Annotated in this window: 18 protein-coding genes and 1 pseudogene; 5 read left to right on the top strand and 14 right to left on the bottom strand. The window is 72.6% G+C overall.

Going from position 1 to position 23,180, the window contains the following annotated elements:
* Positions 1-49: 49 nt before the first annotated feature.
* The 3 genes from OTB20_RS10545 to panB form a co-directional block, all read right to left on the bottom strand.
* Positions 50-901: an ABC transporter permease gene (locus OTB20_RS10545; RefSeq protein ID WP_267816664.1), complete on the bottom strand. Its 852-nt coding sequence runs from the start codon at positions 899-901 to the stop codon at positions 50-52.
* The gene (locus tag OTB20_RS10540) at positions 898-1,929 is read right to left on the bottom strand and encodes an ATP-binding cassette domain-containing protein (protein ID WP_267816714.1); all 1,032 of its coding nucleotides are present in this window, start codon (positions 1,927-1,929) and stop codon (positions 898-900) included. Before OTB20_RS10540 ends, OTB20_RS10545 begins: the two co-directional genes overlap by 4 nt.
* 152 nt (positions 1,930-2,081) lie before the next feature.
* Positions 2,082-2,942 carry a 3-methyl-2-oxobutanoate hydroxymethyltransferase gene (panB, locus tag OTB20_RS10535; RefSeq protein WP_267816662.1) on the bottom strand — a complete coding sequence of 287 codons (861 nt, stop codon included), beginning with the start codon at positions 2,940-2,942 and terminating at the stop codon, positions 2,082-2,084.
* Between the two features lie 287 nt (positions 2,943-3,229).
* Between panB and OTB20_RS10530 the strand changes: the two genes are divergently transcribed.
* Positions 3,230-4,258, top strand: coding sequence for an endonuclease/exonuclease/phosphatase family protein (locus OTB20_RS10530; protein WP_267816660.1), 1,029 nt, complete (start codon positions 3,230-3,232; stop codon positions 4,256-4,258).
* A gap of 34 nt (positions 4,259-4,292) precedes the next feature.
* Here OTB20_RS10530 and OTB20_RS10525 read toward each other — a convergent pair whose 3' ends face one another.
* The 4 genes from OTB20_RS10525 to OTB20_RS10510 all read right to left on the bottom strand — a co-directional run bounded on the left by OTB20_RS10525 (position 4,293) and on the right by OTB20_RS10510 (position 9,940).
* On the bottom strand, positions 4,293-6,047 hold the full coding sequence (locus OTB20_RS10525; protein ID WP_267816658.1) for an NAD+ synthase: 1,755 nt from the start codon (positions 6,045-6,047) through the stop codon (positions 4,293-4,295).
* An 84-nt stretch (positions 6,048-6,131) separates the two neighbouring features.
* A complete protein-coding gene (locus tag OTB20_RS10520; RefSeq protein WP_267816656.1) occupies positions 6,132-7,436 on the bottom strand; it encodes a DUF4352 domain-containing protein in 1,305 nt (434 codons plus the stop codon).
* 155 nt (positions 7,437-7,591) lie between these two features.
* Positions 7,592-9,175, bottom strand: a complete 1,584-nt coding sequence (locus tag OTB20_RS10515; RefSeq protein WP_267816712.1) for a multicopper oxidase family protein — start codon at positions 9,173-9,175, stop codon at positions 7,592-7,594.
* Between the two features lie 213 nt (positions 9,176-9,388).
* Entirely contained in the window at positions 9,389-9,940 is a 552-nt protein-coding gene (locus OTB20_RS10510) for a hypothetical protein (protein ID WP_267816654.1), read from the bottom strand.
* 183 nt (positions 9,941-10,123) lie between these two features.
* Here OTB20_RS10510 and OTB20_RS10505 point away from each other — a divergent pair, with 183 nt between their 5' ends.
* Together OTB20_RS10505 and OTB20_RS10500 are read left to right on the top strand one after the other, a co-directional pair.
* Positions 10,124-10,831 (top strand): DUF998 domain-containing protein, encoded by a 708-nt coding sequence (locus OTB20_RS10505; protein ID WP_267816652.1) that lies wholly within the window; start codon positions 10,124-10,126, stop codon positions 10,829-10,831.
* Entirely contained in the window at positions 10,828-11,787 is a 960-nt protein-coding gene (locus OTB20_RS10500; RefSeq protein WP_267816650.1) for an alpha/beta fold hydrolase, read from the top strand. The genes OTB20_RS10505 and OTB20_RS10500 overlap by 4 nt, the downstream gene beginning before the upstream one ends.
* Here the strand turns inward: OTB20_RS10500 and OTB20_RS10495 are convergent.
* The 4 genes from OTB20_RS10495 to OTB20_RS10480 form a co-directional block, all read right to left on the bottom strand.
* Positions 11,784-12,203 (bottom strand): CBS domain-containing protein, encoded by a 420-nt coding sequence (locus OTB20_RS10495; RefSeq protein ID WP_267816648.1) that lies wholly within the window; start codon positions 12,201-12,203, stop codon positions 11,784-11,786. The two genes, OTB20_RS10500 and OTB20_RS10495, sit on opposite strands and share 4 nt — an antisense overlap.
* A gap of 151 nt (positions 12,204-12,354) precedes the next feature.
* Complete coding sequence (locus tag OTB20_RS10490; protein ID WP_267816646.1) at positions 12,355-13,050, bottom strand: DUF305 domain-containing protein; 696 nt, start codon at positions 13,048-13,050, stop codon at positions 12,355-12,357.
* Positions 13,047-13,700 (bottom strand): DUF3105 domain-containing protein, encoded by a 654-nt coding sequence (locus OTB20_RS10485; protein WP_267816644.1) that lies wholly within the window; start codon positions 13,698-13,700, stop codon positions 13,047-13,049. The genes OTB20_RS10490 and OTB20_RS10485 overlap by 4 nt, the downstream gene beginning before the upstream one ends.
* 66 nt (positions 13,701-13,766) lie before the next feature.
* Positions 13,767-14,147 (bottom strand): hypothetical protein, encoded by a 381-nt coding sequence (locus OTB20_RS10480; protein WP_267816642.1) that lies wholly within the window; start codon positions 14,145-14,147, stop codon positions 13,767-13,769.
* Positions 14,148-14,319: 172 nt separating this feature from the next.
* Between OTB20_RS10480 and glnA the strand changes: the two genes are divergently transcribed.
* A complete protein-coding gene (gene glnA / locus OTB20_RS10475) occupies positions 14,320-15,681 on the top strand; it encodes a type I glutamate--ammonia ligase (RefSeq protein ID WP_267816641.1) in 1,362 nt (453 codons plus the stop codon).
* A gap of 79 nt (positions 15,682-15,760) precedes the next feature.
* On the opposite strand, the gene OTB20_RS10470 is transcribed toward glnA, so the two are convergent.
* Positions 15,761-17,857 carry a PIG-L family deacetylase gene (locus OTB20_RS10470; RefSeq protein WP_267816640.1) on the bottom strand — a complete coding sequence of 699 codons (2,097 nt, stop codon included), beginning with the start codon at positions 17,855-17,857 and terminating at the stop codon, positions 15,761-15,763.
* Between the two features lie 474 nt (positions 17,858-18,331).
* On the opposite strand from OTB20_RS10470, the gene OTB20_RS10465 reads away from it, so the two are divergent.
* Positions 18,332-21,319 (top strand): bifunctional [glutamine synthetase] adenylyltransferase/[glutamine synthetase]-adenylyl-L-tyrosine phosphorylase, encoded by a 2,988-nt coding sequence (locus tag OTB20_RS10465; RefSeq protein WP_267816638.1) that lies wholly within the window; start codon positions 18,332-18,334, stop codon positions 21,317-21,319.
* A gap of 76 nt (positions 21,320-21,395) precedes the next feature.
* Here the strand turns inward: OTB20_RS10465 and OTB20_RS10460 are convergent, their stop codons facing one another.
* Positions 21,396-22,136 (bottom strand): PP2C family protein-serine/threonine phosphatase, encoded by a 741-nt coding sequence (locus OTB20_RS10460; protein ID WP_267816710.1) that lies wholly within the window; start codon positions 22,134-22,136, stop codon positions 21,396-21,398.
* Positions 22,137-22,245: 109 nt separating this feature from the next.
* Positions 22,246-23,120: pseudogene (locus tag OTB20_RS10455) on the bottom strand (NAD(P)H-binding protein).
* Positions 23,121-23,180 lie beyond the last annotated feature (60 nt).

The raw sequence follows: 23,180 nt of genomic DNA, 5'->3' as shown, positions 1-23,180 counted from the left end.
GACCGGAGTCTCCGCCCGGGACGCGATCCGGAACGGACCGGTCCGCGGGTCAGGTCTTCTGGCGGAACTTCCGCACGGCGAGCGGCATGGTCACCAGCGTGATGCCGACCGACCAGGCCAGCGTGATCCACACGGAGTTGCCCAGCGGGGTCCCATTGATCAGGGCTCGGGCCGCGTCGGCCAGGTTGGACAGCGGGTTGACGTCGGTGAAGCTCTGCAGCCAGCCGGGCATCGTCGTCGGCGGGGCGAAGATCGAGCTGCCGAACTGCAGCGGCATCAGGACCAGCATCGCGATGCCCTGCACGGCCTGCGGGGTCTTCATGGTGAGACCCAGCAGGATGAAGATCCACATCAGCGAGGAACCGAAGACCGCCGCCAGTCCGATGGACAGGAACAGGTCCAGCACCGAGCCCGTGATCGAGAGGCCGAGCAGGAAGCCCATGCCGAGCAGGATCGCGATGGCGACCATCATGCGGCCGAGCTCGACCACGATCTTGGCGATGAGCACCGAGGAACGGGCGATGGGCATGGACCGGAACCGGTCCATCACGCCCTTCTTGAAGTCGTCGTTGACCCCGGTGCCGACACCCATGGCGATGTTCATGCCCATCATCGCCATCAGGCCCGGGACCACGTAGTTGACGTACTCGCCCTGGTTGCCCTTGCCTGCGATTGCGCCGCCGAAGACGAACACGAACAGCAGCGTGAAGATGATCGGCATGAACAGGACGTCGAACATCGACTCCGGGTCCTGCTTGATCTGCAGGACGTTGCGCCGGGCCAGGGCGCCGATGTGGCGTAGGTTGCCCCGCAGGCCGATCCGGCCCTCGTCGGCCGGGACGGGTCCGCCGGCCGGGGGAGCCGCGGTGGGGCTGGGCTTCGTCGTGGTTACGGTGCTCATGCCGCGACCTCCTCGATCTGCTGGTGGGGGACGGAATCCTGAACGGTGGGCTTCTGACCGGTGATGGACAGGAAGACCTCGTCCAGGCTGGGCAGGTAGGTGCTGATGTCGGAGATCCCGTACCCGCGGGCCGCCAGCAGGCCCACCACGGCGGTCAGCTGCTCGTCCGCGAGGATCGGGACCAGCAGGACCCCCTCGTCCGGGACGGCCTGCGAACCGGCCGCCCCGTCCAGACCGGCCTCCCCCAGGGAGCGGGCCATGCCCGGCAGATCCGTCGGGTCGCTGGCGCGGATCCGCAGGGTCCGGCCGCCGACGCGCGCCTTCAGCTCGTCGACCTTGCCGTTGGCGATGACCTTGCCGCGGTCGATGACCGTCAGCTCGTTGGCGAGCTGCTCGGCCTCCTCCATGTACTGGGTGGTGAGCAGGACGGTGGCGCCCTCGGCGACCATCCGCTGCACCTCGTCCCACACCTCGTTGCGGGTGCGGGGGTCGAGGCCGGTGGTCGGCTCGTCCAGGTACAGCACGGCCGGGCTGCCGATCATCGAGGCGGCCAGGTCGAGCCGGCGCCGCATGCCGCCGGAGTAGTTCATGACGGCCTTCTTGGCGGCCTCCGTGAGGGAGAACCGCTCCAGCAGCTCGTCGGCACGGCTCCGGGCGCTCTTACGGGGCAGGTCCAGCAGCCGGCCGATCATGTAGAGGTTCTCCCAGCCGGAGAGCTTCTCGTCGACCGAGGCGTACTGGCCGGTCAGGCCTATGGTCCTGCGCAGCTGCCGGGGCTGGCGGACCACGTCGAAGCCGGCGACGAAGGCCGTGCCGGCATCGGGGGTGATCAGGGTGGACAGGCAGCGCACCAGGGTGGTCTTGCCCGCCCCGTTGGGGCCGAGGACCCCGAGGACGGTTCCCTCGCGGACATCGAGGTCCACGCCGTCGAGGGCTTTGGTCTCGCCGTAGTGCTTGACCAGCCCCCGGACCTCTACGGCGTTCGAGCCGTTCAGGGGATTCTTGTCGTTTCGCGTCATGTCCACCATGGGACCAGACGCCACTGACAAACCACCTACAGGCGACCTACAGCCCGGGGCGGTGCTCCGACAGATCGCCGACACGGCACGGGCACGGCAGCGGCACGGCGCCGCCGAGGGCCCGCCGGCAGACAGCCGACGGGCCCTCGGCGGCCGTCGTACTAGTGGAAGGCGTGCTCTTCCTGCGGGAACGTTCCGCCGACCACGTCCTCGGCGAAGGCCTTCGCCGCGTCGCCCATGGTCCGGCGGATGTTCGCGTACTGCTTGACGAACTTCGGCATCTTCCCGCCGGTCAGCCCCATCATGTCCGTCCACACCAGCACCTGCGCGTCGCACTCCGAGCCCGCGCCGATGCCGACCGTCGGAATGTGCAGGGACCTGGTGACCTCGGCGGCCAGCTCGGCGGGGACCAGCTCCAGCACCACCCCGAAGGCGCCCGCGTCCTGCGCCGCCTTCGCGTCGCGCAGCAGCTGGTGCGCGGCCTCGTCGCCTCGGCCCTGCACCCGGTAGCCCATGGCGTTCACGGACTGCGGGGTCAGGCCCAGGTGGGACATGACCGGGATGCCCGACTGCACGATCAGCTCGGTCTGGCGCAGCGAGCGCTCGCCGCCCTCGAGCTTCACCGCTCCGACCCCGGCCTCCTTGACCAGCTGGGTGGCGCTGCGCAGCGCCTGCACCGGGCCTTCCTGGTAGGAGCCGAAGGGCAGGTCGCCGATGATCAGGGCCCGGCTGGTGCCGCGCACGACGGCTGCCGACAGCATGGTCATCTCGTCCATCGTCACTGGGACGGTGGTCTCGTAGCCGAGGTGGCAGTTGCCCATCGAGTCGCCGACGAGCATGACCGGGATCCCGGCCTCGTCGAACACGGACGCGGTCATGGCGTCGTAGGCGGTGAGCATGGGCCACTTCTCGCCGCGTTCCTTGGCGAGGGTGAGGTCGCGGACGGTGATGCGCCGGGTGCCCGAGCCTCCGTACAGGGTGGGGGAGGCGGCCTCACGGGCAGGCGAAACGGCATGCGTCATTGCAACTGCTCCTTGCTGTTCATCTCGAGGCACCCTTACGGCGTCCCCGGACTCTCCACCATGGTGGCACTCCCGGGGCCCGGGCGGGAAGTGGCACGAGGGCCGGTTCGGTCGGGCGGACGGACCGCACGGCAATGTGCGCGTTCCGTGACAAGCGGAACCCGGGCCGCTAGCCCGTTCGTCCTCCCGGACGTACGGCCGACACACAATCGGCGCGGAACGCTCCGCATATCGCCTAGGGTCAAGAGGCGGAGACGGAGTGCGAGCACGGCAGCGAGGGCAGTGGCATGGCACAGGCGTACATGACGGAGACGGGGAGCGGCGGGTCGGAGCCCGATCCCTCCCGGGCGGGTCTCCGGCGCCGGCTGGTGGAGCTGGGGCGGGATCCGGGCATCTGGCGCCGCGGGATCGTGGTCGCCGCGATCGCCGCGCTGATCTCGCTCGTCATGCTCCTGCACGCCGAGCTGCCCAACGACATCGGCAACCTCGGCAGCCTCACCGAGACCTTCCTGCCCTGGCTGGGCCTGGCCGTCCCGCTCCTGTTCGCCGCCGCGCTCTTCCGTAAATCAGCCACCGCGCTGATCGCGATACTGCTGACCGCCGCGGTGTGGGTGAACCTCTTCGGCGGCCTGGTCACCGACAAGGCGCACGCCGGCGGCAACCTCACGGTCGCCACCCACAACGTAGACGCCGACAACACCGACCCCACCGGCACCGCCGCCTCGGTCGCCAAGGCCGGAGCCGACGTACTGGCCCTGACCGAGCTCAAGGGCAGCGCCGTCCCCCTCTACGAGAAGGCCCTCGCGGGCACGTACAAGTACCACGCCGTCGAAGGCACCGTCGGCCTGTGGAGCAAGTACCCGCTCGTCTCCAGCAAGCCCGTCGACATCAAGATGGGCTGGACCCGGGCCATGCGCGCCACCGTCCGGACCCCCTACGGCGAAGTGGCCGCCTTCGTCGCGCACCTCCCCTCGGTCCGGGTCAAGCTCAAGGCCGGCTTCACCGCCAATCAGCGCGACAACAGCGCGGACGCCCTCGGCTCCGCGCTCGCCGCGGAACCGCTGAGCCGGGTCATCCTGCTCGGCGACCTCAACGGAACGGTCAACGACCGGGCCCTGTCCGAGGTCACCTCGCAGCTGCGTTCCACCCAGGGCGCGTCCGGCGACGGCTTCGGCTTCAGCTGGCCCGCGCAGTTCCCGATGGCCCGCATCGACCAGATCCTGGTCCGCGGGGTCACCCCCGAGGCCTCCTGGACCCTGCCCCGCACGGGCAGCGACCACCTGCCGATCGCCGCCCGCGTCACCGTGAAGCCGTAGGACCGGACGGGACGGGGCGGGACCGGACGGGTTCCTACGCCTGCTCGCGCCAGCCGTTCGTGATGGGCAGCCGGCGGTCCTTGCCGAAGCCCTTCGCGGAGATCTTCGTGCCCGGCGGGTACTGCCGGCGCTTGTACTCGGCCATGTCCACCATCCGCAGGGTCTTGGCGACGAGCTCGCGGTCGTAGCCGGCCGCGACGACCGCCTCCAGACCCTGGTCGCGGTCGACGTACAGCTCGAGGATCCCGTCCAGCACGGGGTAGTCCGGCAGCGAGTCCGTGTCCACCTGCCCGGGGCGCAGCTCGGCGCTCGGGGGCTTGACGATGGAGTTCTCCGGGATCGGCGGGGTCTCGCCGCGTTCGGCCGCAGCCCGGTTGCGGTACTCGGCGAGGCGGAAGACGTCCGTCTTGTAGACGTCCTTGATCGGGCCGTACGCGCCCACCGAGTCCCCGTACAGGGTGGAGTAGCCGACGGCCAGCTCCGACTTGTTGCCCGGGGCCAGCACGATGTGGCCCTCCTGGTTGGACAGCGCCATCAGCAGGGTGCCGCGCAGCCGGGACTGCAGGTTCTCCTCGGCGAGCCCGGACAGGCCCAGCGAGCCCATGTAGGCGTCGAACATCGGCTCGATCGACACGGTCCGGAAGTTCAGGCCGGTCCGATCGGCCAGATCGGCCGCGTCGCCCTTGGAGTGCTCCGAGGAGTACTTGGACGGCATCGAGACGCCGTACACGTTCTGCGCGCCGATCGCGTCGCAGGCGACGGCGGCCACGAGCGCGGAGTCGATACCGCCGGAGAGGCCGATCAGGACCGAGCGGAACCCGTTCTTCCGTACGTATGCGCGCAGACCCACGACCAGCGCGTCGTAGATCTCCTCGTCGTCCTCCAGCCGGTCGGCGTAACCGCCGGTCACGACCGGGTCGTACGGCTCCACCGGCTCCTCGGTGAGGATCACGCGGTCGATGCGCAGGCCGTCCTCGACGGTGCCCTCGGCGGGGGTGTCCGAGGCGGCAGGCAGGTCGAGGTCGACCAGTACGCAGCCCTCGGAGAACTGCGGGGCGCGCGCGATGACCTCGCCCGCGGAGTCGACGACGATCGAGTCCCCGTCGAAGACCAGCTCGTCCTGCCCGCCGATCATCGCCAGGTAGGCGAGGGTGCAGCCGGCCTCCTGGGCGCGCTTGCGCACCAGTTCCAGGCGGAGGTCGTCCTTGTTGCGCTCGTACGGGGAGGCGTTGATCGAGATCAGCAGGCCGGCCCCGGCGGAGCGGGTGGCGGGGACGCGCCCGCCCTCCTGCCAGAGGTCCTCGCAGATGGCCAGGGCCACGTCCACGCCCCGCACCCGGATCACCGGCTGGGTGTCGCCCGGCACGAAGTACCGGAACTCGTCGAAGACTCCGTAGTTGGGCAGGTGGTGCTTGGCGAAGCGCAGGACGACCTGCCCGCCGTACAGCACGGCGGCCGCGTTCTCCGGGGACCCCGCGGGGCGGCCGAGCCGGGGCACGGCCCGCTCCGTACGGTCGAGGTAGCCGACGACGACCGGAAGCCCGCCGAAGCCCTCGGCCGCCAGCCGCTGCGCGAGCTCGCGCAGCGCGGAGCGGGAGGCCTCGACGAAGGAGCCGCGCAGGGCGAGGTCCTCGACGGGGTACCCGGTCAGCACCATTTCCGGGAACGCCACCAGGTGGGCGCCCTGTTCGGCGGAGTGCCGGGTCCAGTGGACGACCGAGTCGGCATTGGCGGCGATGTTGCCGACCTGCGAGTCGATCTGATTCAGAGCGAGGCGTAGTTGAGGCACGCGGCCCAGTCTAATCGTCTTTCTGACGCGATGTCCTGGGAGTTGCCGGGCCGCCGGGTCGCCGCAGGCCTCGGAGCCGCCGGTTCAGCCGATCGGGCCGCTCCAGATCGCGTCGTCGTACGTGGTGCCGGGCGCGATCTCGAAGTGCAGGCTCTTGGTCCCCTCGGGCACGATGAAGGCGAAGGTGCCGGTCATCGACTCGCCGGCCAGGACCGAGCCCTTGAACATCTTCGGCACGGAGCCGTCGAAGGCCATCTCGGCCTCGGTGCCCTGGTCGTCGCGGGCGTGCGGCATGGCCAGGTTGACGTCGAGCGCGGCCCCCGAGTTGTTGACGATCTTCACCTTCACCTTGACCGCGTTGCCCTTGCGGGCCTCGGGCGGGTAGGCCGTCGAGGACGGGGTGTACGGGGCCGCGCTCTGCACGACGACCTGGACTCCGTCCTCGTAGGTGTAGGGCTTGCCCCAGGCCAGGGCCGAGTTCATGCCCGGAATGTCGGAGGGGGATGGCGTGGGGGCCGGCTCCGTCGGGGTGGCGGGGGAGGTCGGCTCGTCGTCGTAGTAGCCGTCGTAGTAGTCGTCGTCGTACGAGCGGTTGTCGGCGACCCTCGCGTCGATCTTTTCGATGACGGTGTTGGTGATGAACCAGCCGCCGACCGAAGCGCCGAGACCGAGGACGCTGAGGACCGTGCCGATCGCGGCCATGGTGGCGCGCGGCGCGCCGCGGCGCGCGTTGACGACGGCCGCGATGCCGATGGCGACGCCGGTCAGGGCGAGGAGGGCGCCGGCCCAGAAGAAGAAGGGGACGAGGCCGACGAGAATGCCGAACAGCCCGAGGAGCAGAGCGGCGACGGCCAGCCCGTTCGAGACGGCCGGCGGCGCCGGGAAGCCGGGCGCCTGCGGGCCGCCGGGGTAACCACCGGCGGGCGCGGCCCAGGGGTTGGCGGGTGCGGGGGCGCCGGGTGCGGCGGGGTACGGCGCTCCCCACACGGGCGCCGCAGGAGCTCCGGACGGCGCCCCCGGGGCGGGGGTGACCGGGGCGAAGGAACCGGGGGCGGGAACCTGGGCGAAGGGCTGAGCGGGGGCCGCGGCCTGGCCTGCTGCCGGTACGCCCGCCCCGGCGCCCGCCGGAACCGCGTCCGCGGGCTGCGCCGGAACCGCGTCCGCAGGCTCGCCCGGGGCCGCTGCCGCGGCCGCGTCAGCAGGCTGCGCCGGACCTTCGGGCAGCGGTGGGGTCGGGGCCGGAGGCTTGGACGGAGTCAGGGCCGGAGGCTTGTCGAGGGACAGGGGCTGCGCGGGCGTCGGTATGGAATCCGCCTCGGGTACGGGCGCGCCCGCGGGCTCCGTCGGCGAGCCGGAAGGGGTGCTGGGCGGGTTCGGCGGGGTGCTCATACCGGCGGGGAGTCCTTCAGATCGCAATCGGCGCGTGACGATCACCAGCCTGCCATGGAACCCGGCCTGCCCGGCGAGGATTTCGGCCCCCGGCGGCCGGGCCGGCGGCGCGCTCGAGACGGCGTGCCACCGGCCCCTTCCGGAGCGGGATCCGGCTAGCGCCGGTAGCCGAGTACGGTCATCATCCCGGCCTCCGAGTGGTAGACGTTGTGGCAATGCACCATCCACAGACCGGGATTGTCGGCGTCGAAATCGACCGTCAGCTTCCCGCCCCCAGACTTCGTCCGGGAGGTGCCCCCGGGCAGCACCACCGCCGTGTCCTTGCGGGCCCCGCCCGGCCGGCCGCCGAGGGCGAAGGTGTGCCCGTGCAGGTGGAGCGGGTGCCACATCGTTGTGGAGTTGTTGAACTCCAGCCGGACCCGTTCCCCCGCCTGCACCGGGTGGCGCTGGTCCGGCGCGTACGGCTTGCCGTCGAAGGCCCAGTCGTACGCGGCCATCCCGCCGGTCAGCTTGATCCGCACCGTACGGTCCGGTTCGCGCGCGGCCAGCGCCACCGGCTCCGCCGCCTTCAAGGCGTCCGCCGTCAGCGGCCGTCCGGACAGTTCGGCCGGCCGGGTCGCGGCGGTCGGCGCCGCCCCCGAACCGGTGCGCAGCACCGCGAGCGCCGCCGCCGAGTCCCCCTTGCCCTCGGCGAGCGCGGTCAGCGGGAACACCCCGTCGCCCGCCGTCACCAGGACGTCGTAGCGCTCTCCCATGCCCAGCAGGAGCGAGCGGGCGGCCGTGTGTTCGACGGGGAAGCCGTCGGTGTGGGTGACGGTGAACTCGTGGCCGCCCAGGGCGATCCGGAAGGCGGAGTCCCCGCCCGCGTTGATGATCCTGAGCCGGATCCGGTCGCCGGGGCGGGCGGTGAAGACCGAGGGGTCCTCGGCAGTGCGGCCGTTGACCAGGTAGTGCGGGTACGCGACATCGCCCGGGTCCTTGCCGAGGACCTCGCTGACGACGCCCATGAGGACGCGGGACGGGCCGCCGCTCGCGCCGGCGGAGGGCGTGCCCATGGAGCCGGAGCCGGAGCCGTGGCCCGAGTGGCCGCCGCCCGAGCTCATGTCCATGCCCTTGCGGAGTTCGGTGAGCACGGCGTCGGGGGTGGAGCCGTCCACCCCGTCGAGCCAGTCGTCGAGTACGACCACCCACTCCTTGTCGTAGGAGAGAGGCTCCTTGGGGTCCTCGACGATCAGCGGCGCGTACAGGCCGCGGTCCTGCTGGACCCCGGAGTGCGGATGGAACCAGTACGTGCCGGGGTGCGTGGCGGCGAACTCGTACCTGAACGACCCGCCCGGCGCGATGTCCCGCTGGGTCAGCCCCGGCACCCCGTCCATGTCGTTGCGCAGCGCCAGGCCGTGCCAGTGCAGGGAGGTTGCCTCGGGGAGGTTGTTGGCCAGGGTCAGGGCGAGGGTGCCGCCCGCGGTGACCCGTACCTCCTGGCCCGGCAGCTTGTCCCCGTACGCCCACGAGCGGACGGTACGGCCCCCGCCGAGGTCGAGCGGGGTGGCGGTGGCCGTCAGCCGCACCTCGGTGAGTGGACCGGTGGCCTTGCGGGCGGCCTCGGCGGCCCGTACTTCGGCGCCGGCCGGGTCCACGTAGCCGCCGGGTGCGGCGGCGGGGGAGGACGCCCCCTTGCCCGTGGACCCGGAGCCGTGGTCCATGCCGGCCATACCGGAGTCCGAGCAGGCGGAGAGCAGCCCGGAGCCGGCGAGGGCGGCGCCGGCACCGAGGACGGCGCGGCGGGAAGGGGAGGAGGGGGAGGAAGGGGAAACGGAAGAGCGCGGGAATGAGCGCGGGAGAGAGCGCGGGAGAGAGCGCACGGCGGAACACCTCGTGATGGTGTGTGGCGGGCAGGTGGGCACCGTCTGCATCCGCCCCGAAGACATGCGGGGGCGACGGCGGAGCCCGGCCTATACGCGCAGAACCGCCAGCAGGGTGAGGAGTCCGCGGGGTGGCGGCGGGTCCGGACCGCCGGACCGGCCCGGCGCGCGTGCCGCGCCCCCGAGCGGCGTAGCACGGCGCGGGCCGGCCAGTCCGGCTCCGAGGACCAGCAGGGGGAGGGCGACCAGTACGGCGAGACACACGGACATGGGGTCCATGCCGGTGTGCTCCGGGGACGGGGCCTCCGCGGCGGCGGGGGTGGCCGCGCCGGCGATGGTGGCGGCCGCCATCTCCGACGAGGTCGTCATCTCCGACGATGCCGCCATCTCCGACGGGGCCGTCACGTGCGACCGGGCCGTCATGTCCGGCGCGTCGTACGGTCGGCCGCCGTGCGCCGCCCCGGACGGCGTATGCCCGCCCTGGGGAACGAAACGGGTCGACGGCACGTCCTCCATGGCGTGGGCCGGCGTCGGATGGCCCACCGTGTGCATGGCCGCGATGCCCAGCAGCAGCGCGGCGAACAGCAGCAGCCGGGGCCACCGGACTGCTGGTCGCTGGATGCGCTGGACTGGGCGGGTCATGGGCGAAACCCTACCCGGGGTGGGTATCCGATCGTAGGACCGGGCCCGGCCGCGTCTAGGATTAGTCGCATTATGTCCACAAAAGATCCCCCGCTGAACCCCGGGAGCCGCCAGAGCCCCCAGCACTCCCGGAGCCCCCTCAAGCACTTGAAGCCCGTGCAGTCCCGGAGATCCTGGAAGTCCGTGAACACCCCCTTCGCCACGGCCGGGTCGACCGGTGCCCGCCCCGTAGCCCTCCTCATCGGGCTCGGCGCCGCCGCCTACACCGCGTGGGTCCTCGAAGTCGTCCTCTCCACGGGCCTGAACCCCATCGAGACGTACGTCAGCGAGCTCGCGGCCCAGGACCAGCCGCTCGGCGGCCTGTTCCGGGCCACCGACTTCACCGCCGGCCTCTTCGTGCTCCTCGGCGGCCTCCTCGCACTGGTCCGCCTCGCCGGACGCCTCGAACCCCGTCGGCTCTGGTCGGTCGCCGGCTGGTCCGGGGTCACCCTCTTCGGCGCCGCCACCGCGGCGGACGCCTGGCTGCCGCTCAGCTGCACGCCGACCGTGGACCCCGAATGCGCTGCGCGGGAGACGGCCGGACTGGTCCCCGCCACCCATCAGGCGCACGCCGTCAGCAGCAGTCTCGCCATGACGGGAGCACTCGTCGGGATCGTGGCCCTCACGCTCGCCGCCCGGCGCTACGGCCGCCTGGCCCCGCTCGCGCGGTTCGGGCCCGCGCTCGTCGCACTCGAACTGCTCGCCACCGTCTGGACCCTGGTCTCCATCGCTCTGTTCACCGCCGGGCACGGCACCTGGGCGCTCGGTGCCGGGCAGCGGCTCCAGGTGCTGTTCGTGGCCGTCTGGCTGGGCCTGCTCGCGTACTCCGTCCACCGGGAACGCCGTACGTGAGCGGTTCCGCGGACATGTCCGCTCCCGGCCGGGTGGGCCGGTTCGTCCGAGTCCCGGCGACCCCCGCGCCCCCCGCGACCCCGGCCGCCCCGGCCGCCGCCCCTGCCGTCGACCGGGTGCCGCTGCACGTGGTCGTGGAGGGCTCCGGACCCCCGGTGGTCCTCAGTGCCGGACTCGCCATGGCCTGGTTCGACTGGGACCCCGTGGCGGAGCTGCTCGTCGCCGCGGGCCGTACCGTCGTCCGCTTCGACCGTCCGGGGCACGGGCTGAGCGCACCCGCCGTGCGTCCGGCGTCCGCCGCCGGGGAGGCCCACCGGATCGCCGGACTGCTGGACGCCCTGGGCCTGGGCGCCGAGCGCGTCACCGTGGCCGGGCACTCCATCGCCGGGTTCCACGCCGAGGCCTTCGCCCGGCTGTACCCCGGGCGCACCGCCGCCTTGGTGCTGGTCGACAGCAGCGTGGAGGAGCGGCCCCGTACGGTCCTGCCCGCGGGGGTGCGCACCGGCGCGGCCCGGCTGCTCGGCCGGGCCGTGAGCGCCGCCGGGCTGCCCGCCGCGCTGGGCCCCTGGGCCCGGCGGGCCGCCGTACGGGCATCCCGCGCGGGCGGCGCGGACCCGGCCGCGCGGGACCTCGTACGCCGCTGCTACCGGACCGGCCGGGTATGGCGCGGAGCCCTGCTGGAGAACTCCGGCTACCCCGACGCGGCCGCCGAGGTACTGGCGCTGCGCGCGGAGCTGCCGCTGACCGCGCCCGCCACCGTGCTGGCCGGTCACGACCCCGGCGCGCGCCGGGGCGGCCTGGGCTGGCTGGGCCGCCAGGCCGCGCTGGCGGATGCGCTGGGCGCCCGTTTCGAGGTCGCGGAGCCGGCCGGACATCTGGTCATGCTGGACCGCCCGCACCAAGTGGCGCGGGCGGTCCTGTACGCGGCGCGGCCGGTGGCTGCGGGAGGGCTCTAGCTCCGGGCGTAGACCTTCTCGGCCCAGCCGGCTATCTGCTGGTCCGACAGGTGCTTGGCCAGGTCGGCCTCGCTGATCATCCCGACCAGCCGCTTGTTGTCGATGACCGGGAGGCGGCGGATCTGGTGGCTCTGCATCTCCTCCAGCACCTCGGAGACGTCGGCGCCCGCGTCGATCCAGCGCGGGGTGCCCCGGGCCATGTCGCCGGCCGTGGTCTTCGCGGGGTCGTGCCCCTTGGCCACACAGCCGATGACGATGTCGCGGTCGGTCAGGATGCCGCAGAGCCGTTCGTTGGAGTCGCTGATGGGTAGCGCCCCCACATCGAGCCGGCTCATCAGCTGCGCGGCCCGGTCCAGGGTCTCGGTGGCGGGGATCCACTGGGCCCCGGGGTTCATGATCTCTCCGGCGGTGGTCATCGCGTAAACCTCCTGAGCACGCCGTAGCGGCCGGGCGCTGGTGCGCCCGCCTCGGCGTATTCATCCTCATTCGCCCGTTCGGACCACGCGACTCCACACGGGTGACAGGGGGCCGTACGGGTGACGGATCCGGCCCCGCCACCGCCCCTCCTCACCCCGCCGGCGGCTCCGCCCCGCGCTGCTTCAGCATGTCGGCCATCAGGCTGAGCTCCGACTGCTGGGCCTCGACCATGCCCTGGGCCAGCGCCCGCTCGGCCGGGTTCTCGCACTGGGTCGCGCACCCCCGGGCCATCGCGACGCCGCCCTTGTGGTGGTCGGTCATCAGCCGCAGGTAGAGCACCTCGGCGTCCCGGCCCTCGGCGGAGCCGAGCTGTGCCAGCTCCGCCTTCGTGGCCATGCCGGGCATGAGCGCGCCGGGCTTGGTGACGACCCCGCCCATGTCGTGGCCCTCCATGCCCGCGGCGCCCTGCGTCCCCATCCAGGACATCGGCGGCTCGTCGGCCACCGACTTGGGCAGTGCCCACAGGTCCAGCCAGCCCAGCAGCATGCCGCGCTGATTGGCCTGGGTGTTGGCGATGTCGTAGGCGAGGCTGCGTACCGGCTCGTCCTTCGTGCGGTCGCGCACGATGAACGACATCTCCACCGCCTGCTGGTGGTGCACGGCCATGTCCCGGGCGAAGCCCGCGTCGGCGGAGTAGAGCCCCGGCGTACGGGAGGACGGGGCGGAATCGGCTCCCCCCGCGGTGGCGACCGTGGCCCCCACCGCGAAGAGCAGCGCCAGGCCGACGGCCGAGCCCGCGGCCCAGTACGTACGGGCCACCGAGCCGCTACCGGCCGTACGGGTCACTTGTCGGCCAGCCCGTTCGTGCAGGCCGCGCCCGGCTCGGGGGTCTGCGGGCCCTGCACGTACTTGGTGAGGAACGTCGCCACCCGGGCGTCGTCCGCCGTGTCCACGGTCAGCTGCTTGCCCCACGCGCTGAGCATGATCGCGCCGGTCTGCTCCTTGTCGGGGCTCATCAGCGTGTACGGGGTCTTGGCCACCTTGGCGGCGAGCTTGTCGACGTCGGCCTTGGCGGCCTTGTCGTTGTACGTCACCCACACGGCGCCGTGCTCGAGCGAGTGGACGGCGTTGACCTCGGGAATCGGGTTCGTGTAGACGTCGCCGTTGCAGTTCATCCAGCGGGGGTTGTGGTCCCCGCCGACCGGCGGGTTCATCTCGTACTTCACCGGGGTCTCGACGTGCTTGCGGCCGAGTGTCTTGGCGTCCCAGGTCTGCTCGCCCTGGACCGGCGCCTTCGCCTTGGCCTCGTCGGCGTCCTTCTTGTTCTGCTGGTCGACCATCACCCATGCGCCGAAGCCGATGAGCCCGGTGACGATGGCGGCCGACGCGGTGATCGCGATGGCCTTGTTGCGCCGGTCGCGCGACTGGTCGGCGCGGCGCATCTCGGCTATTCGCGTCTGGCGGGAGTTGTTGGTCTCGGTCTTCCTGCTGGCCATGTGCCCTGAATCCTTTTGCTGAGGGGGGTGGAGGGAGAACGCGCTGCCTGGGCGAACCGGGACCGGTCAGGTCCGCAGTACTTGGAGGGCGTGCAGGTCGGGGCCGCGCGCGAGCGCCGAAGGCGGCCGGATCCCCGCCGCGGGTGCGGGGCGTACGGCGGGCGCGGGCCCGCCGCCGGCCACCACGGCGCCGGCCTGCGGGGGTCCGGGCAGCACCCCGGGGGTCACGTGCGAGAGCGCGGAACAGCCGGGCGGGCCGGACGGCGACAGGCAGGAGACGTGCTCCGGCGCGTGCGGCGCCGCCGATCCGTAGGGTTCGGCCCCGGGCCGTGCGCACAGCAGGGCCGCGCCGGCCAGCACCCCGAAGGCCATCAGGAGGAAGGGGAGGGCATGGCGGAGCGGCGGACGTCCCCGACGCCCCCGCTCGGTGTGCTTCCCACCCCCCATGGGCGCCGATGGTAATGCTCATGACGGGCCCAAGGTCAGTGCGGGGGTGCCGCCGGCTTTCCGGGGTGCGTAATCTGGCGGAAACCACTGCTGGCGATACTGGGCCGGCCCGACTGTGCCCCCGCCCCCGCGGTGGTGGTGCACAGGCCGCCTGAACTGCGAGGATGAAGCCATGGACAAGCAGCAGGAATTCGTCCTCCGGACGCTCGAGGAGCGCGACATCCGCTTCGTGCGGCTGTGGTTCACCGATGTACTGGGCTTCCTGAAGTCCGTCGCGGTAGCGCCGGCGGAGCTGGAGCAGGCCTTCGACGAGGGCATCGGCTTCGACGGCTCGGCCATCGAGGGGTTCGCGCGGGTCTACGAGTCCGACATGATCGCCAAGCCGGACCCGAGCACCTTCCAGATACTGCCGTGGCGCGCGGAGGCCCCCGGGACCGCCCGGATGTTCTGCGACATCCTGATGCCGGACGGCTCCCCGTCGTACGCGGACCCGCGGTACGTCCTCAAGCGCATCCTGAACAAGACCTCCGACCTGGGCTTCACCTTCTACACCCACCCGGAGATCGAGTTCTTCCTGCTCAAGGACAAGCCGCTGGACGGCACCCGGCCCACCCCCGCGGACAACTCGGGCTACTTCGACCACACGCCGCAGAACGTCGGCATGGACTTCCGCCGCCAGGCGATCACGATGCTCGAATCCATGGGCATCTCGGTCGAGTTCAGCCACCACGAGGGCGCCCCCGGCCAGCAGGAGATCGACCTGCGCTACGCCGACGCCCTCTCCACGGCCGACAACATCATGACCTTCCGCCTGGTCATGAAGCAGGTCGCACTGGAACAGGGAGTCCATGCCACCTTCATGCCGAAGCCGTTCTCGGAGTACCCCGGTTCGGGCATGCACACCCACCTCTCCCTCTTCGAGGGCGACCGCAACGCCTTCTACGAGTCGGGCGCCGAGTACCAGCTCTCCAAGGTCGGCCGCTCCTTCATCGCGGGCCTGCTCCGCCACGCGGCCGAAACGGCGGCGGTCACCAACCAGTGGGTCAACTCCTACAAGCGCATCTGGGGCGGCTCCTCCCGCACCGCCGGCTCCGGCGGCGAGGCCCCCTCGTACATCTGCTGGGGCCACAACAACCGCTCGGCCCTGATCCGCGTCCCGATGTACAAGCCGGGCAAGACGGGCTCCTCCCGCGTGGAGGTCCGCTCGATCGACTCGGGCGCCAACCCCTACCTGACGTACGCCGTCCTCCTGGCCGCGGGCCTGAAGGGCATCGAGGAGGGCTACGAGCTCCCGGCCGGCGCCGACGACGACGTCTGGGCCCTCTCCGACGCGGAACGCCGCGCGATGGGCATCGAGCCCCTCCCGCAGAACCTCGGCGAGGCCATCGCCCTGATGGAGCGCAGCGAACTGGTCGCCGAAACCCTCGGTGAGCACGTCTTCGACTTCTTCCTCCGCAACAAGAAGCAGGAGTGGGAGGAGTACCGGAGCGAGGTCACGGCCTTCGAGCTCCGCAAGATGATGCCGGTGCTGTAAGCGCAGCTCAGCAGCACTGTCAGAAATTTCTGACACTCCGGGCCGACGGTCGATGACCGTCGGCCCGGAGTCGTCTCGGCTACGCCGTCGGTACCGCGCGGTGCCAGGTAGTGCGGGTGGAGGTGGCGAGGGTGGTGGTGACGTGGAGTTCGGCGTCCAGGCCCAGGACCGCCGTCGTCGTTTTGCCGCCCGGTTCCTGGATGCCCGCCGGGGCGCCCGCGAAGAGCACTTCGGACTCCGTCCACGCCGGCGGGCCGCCGAGGGACGTGGTGCTGATGGTGCCCGAGCCGGTGCGGCCCGCGATGACGCGGCCCGCCACGCCGACCGCGCCGTAGCCCGCCCGGCCGCCGGTCTCCGCGATGCTGGAGACCACCGGCAACGCGCCGCCGGCCGCCGCCGTGACCAGGGCGGTGCGTACGGCCCCGGAGTCGGGGCGCCGGAAGTAGAGGCGTATGCCCGCCGCCTCCGGGGCCGCCGTGAGGGGGAGGGTGGTGGCGGGGAGCCCGGTCGGGAACGGTCCGGCCAGCGGGGCGCCGGGGGCGGGCTGGATCCAGGCGAGCACCGACTGGGTGGTGGCGACGTAGACGTGGCGGCGCCCGGCGGAGTCGGTGGCCGTCACCGGGTCGGACTGGAGGTCGCCGCCACCCAGCTGCTGCCAGCCGCCGAAGGCCCCCGAGGGCCGGTCCTGGGTCCTGGCGAGCAGGACGCGCCGCGAGTTGCGGACGTACACCGTCAGCCGGCCGTCCTGGTCGACTGCCGCCGTGGGCGCGCTGATCGAGGAGATTCCGGACTCGTCGCCGGGCTCCGGGGTGCCGAGCGAGACCCACGCCATGAAGGGGCCGCCGGGCACGGACTGGGCGGCGTAGACGATCTCGCGCCGGTAGTCCTCCGGCCGGTCGCCGAAGACGGTGCGGGTGGCGAGGACGACGACGCGCCCGTCGGGCAGGCGGGCGGTGGTGGCACCCGGGTCGATGCCGGTGCCCGGCAGCAGCGCCGGACCCTGCCAGGCGGCGCCGGCGCCGGTGCCGGCGCCGCGGTTCCAGACGGCCATCTGGCCGTCGAGGGCGGCGAAGGCGTACAGGTGGCCGGTCGTGCCCTGCGCCAGCCAGGAGGAGTGGTCGCCGCGTACGTAGCGCAGCGACTCGGCCCAGTTGTGGCCGGCCGGGTTGCCCGCCACCTTGCGGTCGCCGCAGCCGGAGGTCGAGCCGCAGTAGTTCTGCTTGTCAGACCAGGCGTACGTCTTGAGGAAGCCGACCTTCTGCTGGGCCGTCTGCGGGTCCAGCGTGTGCGGCAGCCTGCCGTTGTGGTACCCGAGGTAGTTCTGGACGGTGAAGCGGGGCCGCTGCCCCAGCGGTACCCGCGCCGCGTACGAGGCGGCCCCGGCCTGCGCGAACCGCGCCGAGTACGTGTGGTCCTGATGGTCGGTGACCTTGCCGGTCTCCGGGTACCGGCCCGGCGTCGGGTCCAGCATCCGTATCGTCGTCGGCTTGTACCGCTCCAGGATCCCCGATATCGCCGCTATCACCTGGTCCTTGGTGTACCTCGGCGGCTGCGTCACCGGGGTCTCGGCGGCGAGGTACGGGGAGACCGTCGGGGTCCGGCCGTTCCACAGGCCGCGCAGGTTGTCCACGGTGTCGGTGGTGGAGGCGCGGGCCTCGCGTATCTGCATCCAGACCAGGTTGATGTGGGGCTTCGCCACCAGTACGTCGAGCTCGGCGTGGCCGCCGCCGGCGGTGGATATGACCGTACGCCGCCACGCGCTGGTGCGGTCGCCGGTGGCCATCTGCGCGTAGGCCGCGCGTATGCCGTTCTGCCGGGCCTCCGCGTAGTGGCGCCGGTCGACGGGCTGCGCCGGGTCCTTGGCCGCGCCGCCGACCGCCCCGTTGCGGCCGTCGGCCTCGCCGGAGGTGAGGTAGAGGGTGGTGAGCGGGGTGCCGGCCGTCAGGGAGCGGATGATGTCCGGGTTCATGAAGTACAGGTCGTCGTCCGGGTGGGCGACGATCTGTACGACCGAGCCGGCGGTGATGCTCGCCGGGACGACGGCCGAGGGATCGGGTCCCGGGACGACCTCGGCCGCGGTCTGCTGGCCTGAGGCGACGGCGAGCGCACCGGTGACCCCGACGGTCAGCATCGGGAGCACGGTCGCGAGGAGGAAGCGTCGGCGGGATACGGGCATCGGTTACGCCTCGGGGTCGTTCTGGCAGGAAGGACCGGGTGGAGCTGTCGGTCAGTCAGTGAGAGTCCATTTCGGCACAGTTGGTTCACTCGGTTGGCCGATGAGTTCCTATGCGGTCCGATATGTGGACATGGGCGCCGGACGCATGCCGGTTCCAGGGGTCGTCCGTGTCCTAAGTCACTCGGCGGCCGCACCCCCGGTCCTCGGCGGCCGCACCCCCGGCCGTTCGCGCGCGCCACCAAAAAACGCCCCCCCGGGGGGCGTTGACGGGTTCGCGTGAGCCGCTTCCGGCGAGACGCGCCAGGGAGGCTCCGACGAAAACCGGACAACCCGCCACATCCTGCGCGCGGTGAGCCGAACGCCTGCTCCGGCTAGGCTCTTCCCGGGCGGAAGCGCGGACCCTGCCGACGGCGGCAACCCGCGAAACCGCCCGGCCACGGCAAGGGCAGGCCGACGTACGCGGGAGGCGGCGGGATGACAGTCCCGGGACGCAGGAGCAGTACCTTCAGCCGACTGCTGCGCAGCGGGTTCACCGACCTCGCGGCCGCCACCCGGCTGCTCGACACCGACGAGCTGGCCGCCGTACGCACCGATCCGGTGCTCCTCGACGCACTCGGGGCCACCGCCGATCCCGACCTCGCCCTCCTCGGGCTGGTCCGCATCGCAGAGGCGCAGACGCCCGAGGAACTGCCCGTCCTCCTCGGCACCCTCGTCAGCGCCAAGCCCCTGCGCGACCGCCTCCTCGGCGTACTCGGCGCCTCCGAGGCCCTCGCCGACCACCTCGCCCGCCACCCCAGGGACTGGCAGGCCCTCGTCACCTACGAGGCCGCCGATCTGCACCCCGGGCTCCCCGAGTTCGAGCAAGGGCTGGCCGGCGCCCACGACCCCGTCGACCTGCGCGTCGCCTACCGCCGCTGCCTGCTCTCCATCGCCGCCCGCGACGTCTGCGGGACCATAGACGTAGCCCAGACCGCCGCCGAACTCGCCGACCTCGCCACCGCCACCCTCCGCGCGGCCCTGCGCATCGCGAGCGCGGCCGCCCCCGAGGACGCGGCGGTCTGCCGGCTCGCCGTCATCGCGATGGGCAAGTGCGGCGGCAACGAGCTGAACTACGTCTCCGACGTGGACGTCATCTTCGTCGGGGACGCGGCCCCCGGCGCGGACGAGGGCAAGGCCGTCCAGGCCGCCGCGCGCCTCGCCTCCCACCTCATGCGGATCTGCTCCGAGACCACCGTCGAAGGCACCATCTGGCCCGTCGACGCCAACCTGCGCCCCGAGGGCAGAAACGGTCCGCTCGTCCGCACCCTCTCCTCCCACCTCGCCTACTACCAGCGCTGGGCCAAGACCTGGGAGTTCCAGGCTCTCCTGAAGGCCCGCGCCGTCGCGGGCGACGAGGCGCTCGGCGCCGAGTACATCGACGCCACAACTCCCCTCGTCTGGCAGGCCGCCGAACGCGAGAACTTCGTCGGCGACGTCCAGGAGATGCGCCGCCGCGTCGTCGACAACATTCCCGCCGCCCAGGTCGACCGCGAGCTGAAACTCGGCCCCGGCGGCCTGCGCGACGTCGAGTTCGCCGTTCAGCTCCTCCAGCTCGTACACGGCCGCTCCGACGCCACCCTGCGCTCCGGCAGCACCCTCGACGCGCTCCAAGCCCTCGCCGCCGGCGGCTACGTCGGGCGCGCCGACGCCGCCCAACTGCACGACGCGTACCGCTTCCTGCGCGCCATGGAACACCGCATCCAGCTCTACCGGCTGCGCCGCACCCACCTCGTCCCCGAGGACGAGGCCGACCTGCGGCGCCTGGGCCGCTCGCTGGGCCTGCGCACCGAACCCGTCGCCGAGCTCAACAAGGCCTGGCGCCGGCACGCCTCCGTCGTCCGCCGCCTGCACGAGAAGCTCTTCTACCGGCCGCTCCTCGACGCCGTGGCCCAGCTCGCCCCCGGCGAGACCCGGCTCTCCCCGCGCGCCGCCGGCCAGCGCCTCGAAGCCCTCGGCTACGCCGATCCGGTCGCAGCCCTGCGCCACCTCGAAGCCCTCGCCTCCGGAGTCACCCGCGCAGCCGCCATCCAGCGCACCCTGCTGCCCGTGCTCCTCGGCTGGTTCGCCGACTCCGCCGACCCGGACGCGGGCCTGCTGAACTTCCGCAAGGTCTCCGACGCCCTCGGCAGGACCCCCTGGTACCTGCGCCTCCTGCGCGACGAGGGGGCCGCCGCGGAGAACCTCGCCCGGGTGCTCTCCGCCGGACGCCTCGCCCCCGACCTCCTCCTGCGCGCACCCGAGGCCGTGGCCCTGCTGGGCGACCCCGAAGGCCTGGTTCCCCGTACCCGCGAGGCCCTGGAACAGGAGGTGCTCGCCGCCGTCGGCCGCGCCGACAACCCGGAAGCCGGTGTGGCCGCCACCCGCGGAGTGCGCCGCCGCGAGCTGTTCCGCACCACCGCCGCCGACATCATCGGCTCCTACGGTACGGAGGACAGCCCTGCCGAGGAGGACCACGGAGCCCTGGTCGACCGGGTCGGCCGAGCCGTCTCCGAGCTCACCGCCGTCACCGTCGCCGGAGCCCTGCGCGCCGCCGTCCAGGGCCACTGGGGCGACACCCTGCCCACCCGCTTCGCGATCATCGGCGTGGGCCGCTTCGGCGGCCACGAGCTCGGCTACGGCTCCGACGCCGACGTCCTGTTCGTCCACGAGCCGCGCGAGGGCGTCGACGAACAAGAGGCCGCCAAGGCCGCCCAGAACGTCATCGCCGAGATGCGCCGGCTCCTCCAACTCCCCACCGCCGACCCGCCGCTGATCATCGACGCCGACCTGCGCCCCGAAGGCCGCTCCGGCCCCCTGGTCCGTACGCTCTCCTCCTACGCCGCCTACTACCGCCGCTGGTCCCTGACGTGGGAGTCCCAGGCCCTGCTGCGCGCCGAACCGGTCGCCGGGGACCTCGAACTAGGCGGCCGCTTCATCGAATTGATCGACCCGCTGCGCTACCCGGTGGAAGGCCTCGGCGAGGACGCGGTCCGCGAGATCCGGCGGCTGAAGGCCCGCATGGAATCGGAACGACTGCCCCGCGGCGCGGATCCCACCCTGCACACCAAACTCGGCCGCGGTGGCCTCAGCGACGTCGAGTGGACCGTCCAGCTGATCCAGATGCGGCACGCCTGGGCCGAACCGGGCCTGCGCACGACCCGCACCCGCGAGGCCCTGGCCGCCGCCCACGCGGCCGGCCTGATCCCCACCGAGGAGGCGCAGATCCTGGACGAGGCCTGGGTGCTGGCCACCCGGGTCCGCAACGCCGTGATGCTGGTCCGCGGCCGCGCGGGCGACACCTTCCCCTCGGAAGCCCGCGAACTGGCGGCGGTCGGCCGCTACCTCGGCTACCAGGAGGGCCGCGTCGGCGAAATGCTCGACGACTACCGCCGCATCACGCGGCGCGCGCGGGGCGTGGTGGACGAGCTGTTCTACGGCGGCTGACGGCGACTGAAGGCGGCCGGCGGCGGATGCCTGCCGGCCGTACGCGAGCTGCCGGGCGGCGCCGGCAGTTCGCCACCTACCCGCCGATGCGTACCAGTGCGAGGCTGATGTTGTCGGGGCCGCCGGCCTCGATGGCGGCCTTCCACAGCTCGAACGCGGCCTTGCCGTCGTCGTGCACCCGGAGCACCTCGTTGATGGCCTCGTCGGGCACCGGGTCGGTCAGGCCGTCGCTGCACACCAGGTAGCGGTCGCCCATGGACAGCGGGAGCGTCGCCACATGAGGGGTCAGGACGTGGTGCACGCGGGTTCCGCCGAGCGTCTGCGTCACGGCCGACGTGGTGCGGTGCCCCGGCAGTGGCGGCGGGCTGTCGTCCACGCTGACCTGCCGCAGCCCCTCGGGGGCCGCGTGGTACACCTTGCTGTCGCCGACGTTGAACGACAGCAGCGACTCCGCCGTGATCAGGGTGCCGGCGATCGTGGTCCCCATGCCCACCAGTTCCGGGCGGCCCTCCGTGGCCGAGTGCACCGCGAGGTTGCAGCGGTTCAGCGCGTCCTCGATGGCCGGGGCGCCGTCCAGCGAGGGGCCGAGCAGCGACAGCTCGCGGACGACCAGCTCGCTGGCGACCTCGCCGGCCGGCTGCCCGCCCAGCCCGTCGGCCACCGCGACGACGAGCGGTCTGCCGAGGGGGAACAGGAGCGTCTGGGGGCTCTGGGTCGTGGTCCCGCACAGCGTCCACGGCCCGACGACCAGGCTGTCCTCGTTGTGCTCGCGGACCAGCCCCACATGGCTCAGGGCGGTCACGGCTATGTACGCCACCACGACGTCCCGCCTCTCCGCGACGGCAGATGCGTTCCTCGCCCCATTGTCCCGCCGCTCGGCACGCGGCGCGTGATCGGCCCCCGGGAGGGGGCCGATCGGCTCGGGCTCAGCCCGCGCTGCGTACGGCCGCCACGGCCTCGGTGACCGTCCGCGCCATCGGCGTGGTCGGGCGGCCGATCAGCCGGGCGAGGTCGCCGGAGGTGCCGGCCAGCCGGCCGCGCTCGACGGCCAGGTCCACGTCGACCAGGATCTCGGCGAACGGGGCCGGGACCCCGGCGCCGGTCAGCACGGCGAGGTGGGCCTCGGGGGTCACCGGGTGGTACGCGATCTCCTGCCCGGAGGCCGCCGCCACGGCCGCCGCGTACTCCGCGAAGGACCAGGCCACGTCGCCGCTGAGCTCGTACGCCTTGCCGAGGTGGCCCTCCCCGGCCACCACCGCGGCGGCCGCCGCCGCGTAGTCGGCCCGCGCCGCCGAGGCCACCCGGCCCTCGCCCGCGTTGGAGAGGACCGCTCCGTGTGCGAGCACCGGCGCCAGGTTGCCGGTGTGGTTCTCGGTGTACCAGCCGTTGCGCAGGAAGGTGTACGGCAGACCCGAGGCGAGGACCAGCTCCTCGGTGGCCCGGTGCTCGGCGGCCAGCTCGAAGTCCGCTTCGGGCCCGCCCAGGATGCCGGTGTAGGCGAGCTGCGCCACCCCGGCCTCCTTCGCCGCGTCGATCACGGCGGCGTGCTGGGCCACCCGGCGGCCGACCTCGCTGCCGGAGATCATCAGCACCCGGTCGCCGGCGCGGAAGGCCCCGGCGAGCGTCTCGGGCGCGCTGTAGTCGGCGATGCGCAGCTCTACGCCCAGGGCGGCGAGCGGGGCGGCCTTCGCCTTGTCGCGGACTACGGCGGCGATCTCCCCGGCGGGGACCCCTCGGCGAGCAGCTCGTCGATGACGAGACGGCCGAGTGCTCCGGTGGCTCCGGTGACGACGATGCTCATGGTGACTGACTCCCTGGTATTGCTTCCCGCTGCCGGGGCTTCCGGGCTGCGGGACTTCCC

It is taken from the genome of Streptomyces sp. H27-H1, assembly GCF_026627445.1.
Classification (GTDB): domain Bacteria; phylum Actinomycetota; class Actinomycetes; order Streptomycetales; family Streptomycetaceae; genus Streptomyces.
The sequence above is the reverse complement of the archived record's forward strand: the minus strand, read 5'-3'. Positions and strand labels throughout refer to the sequence as shown.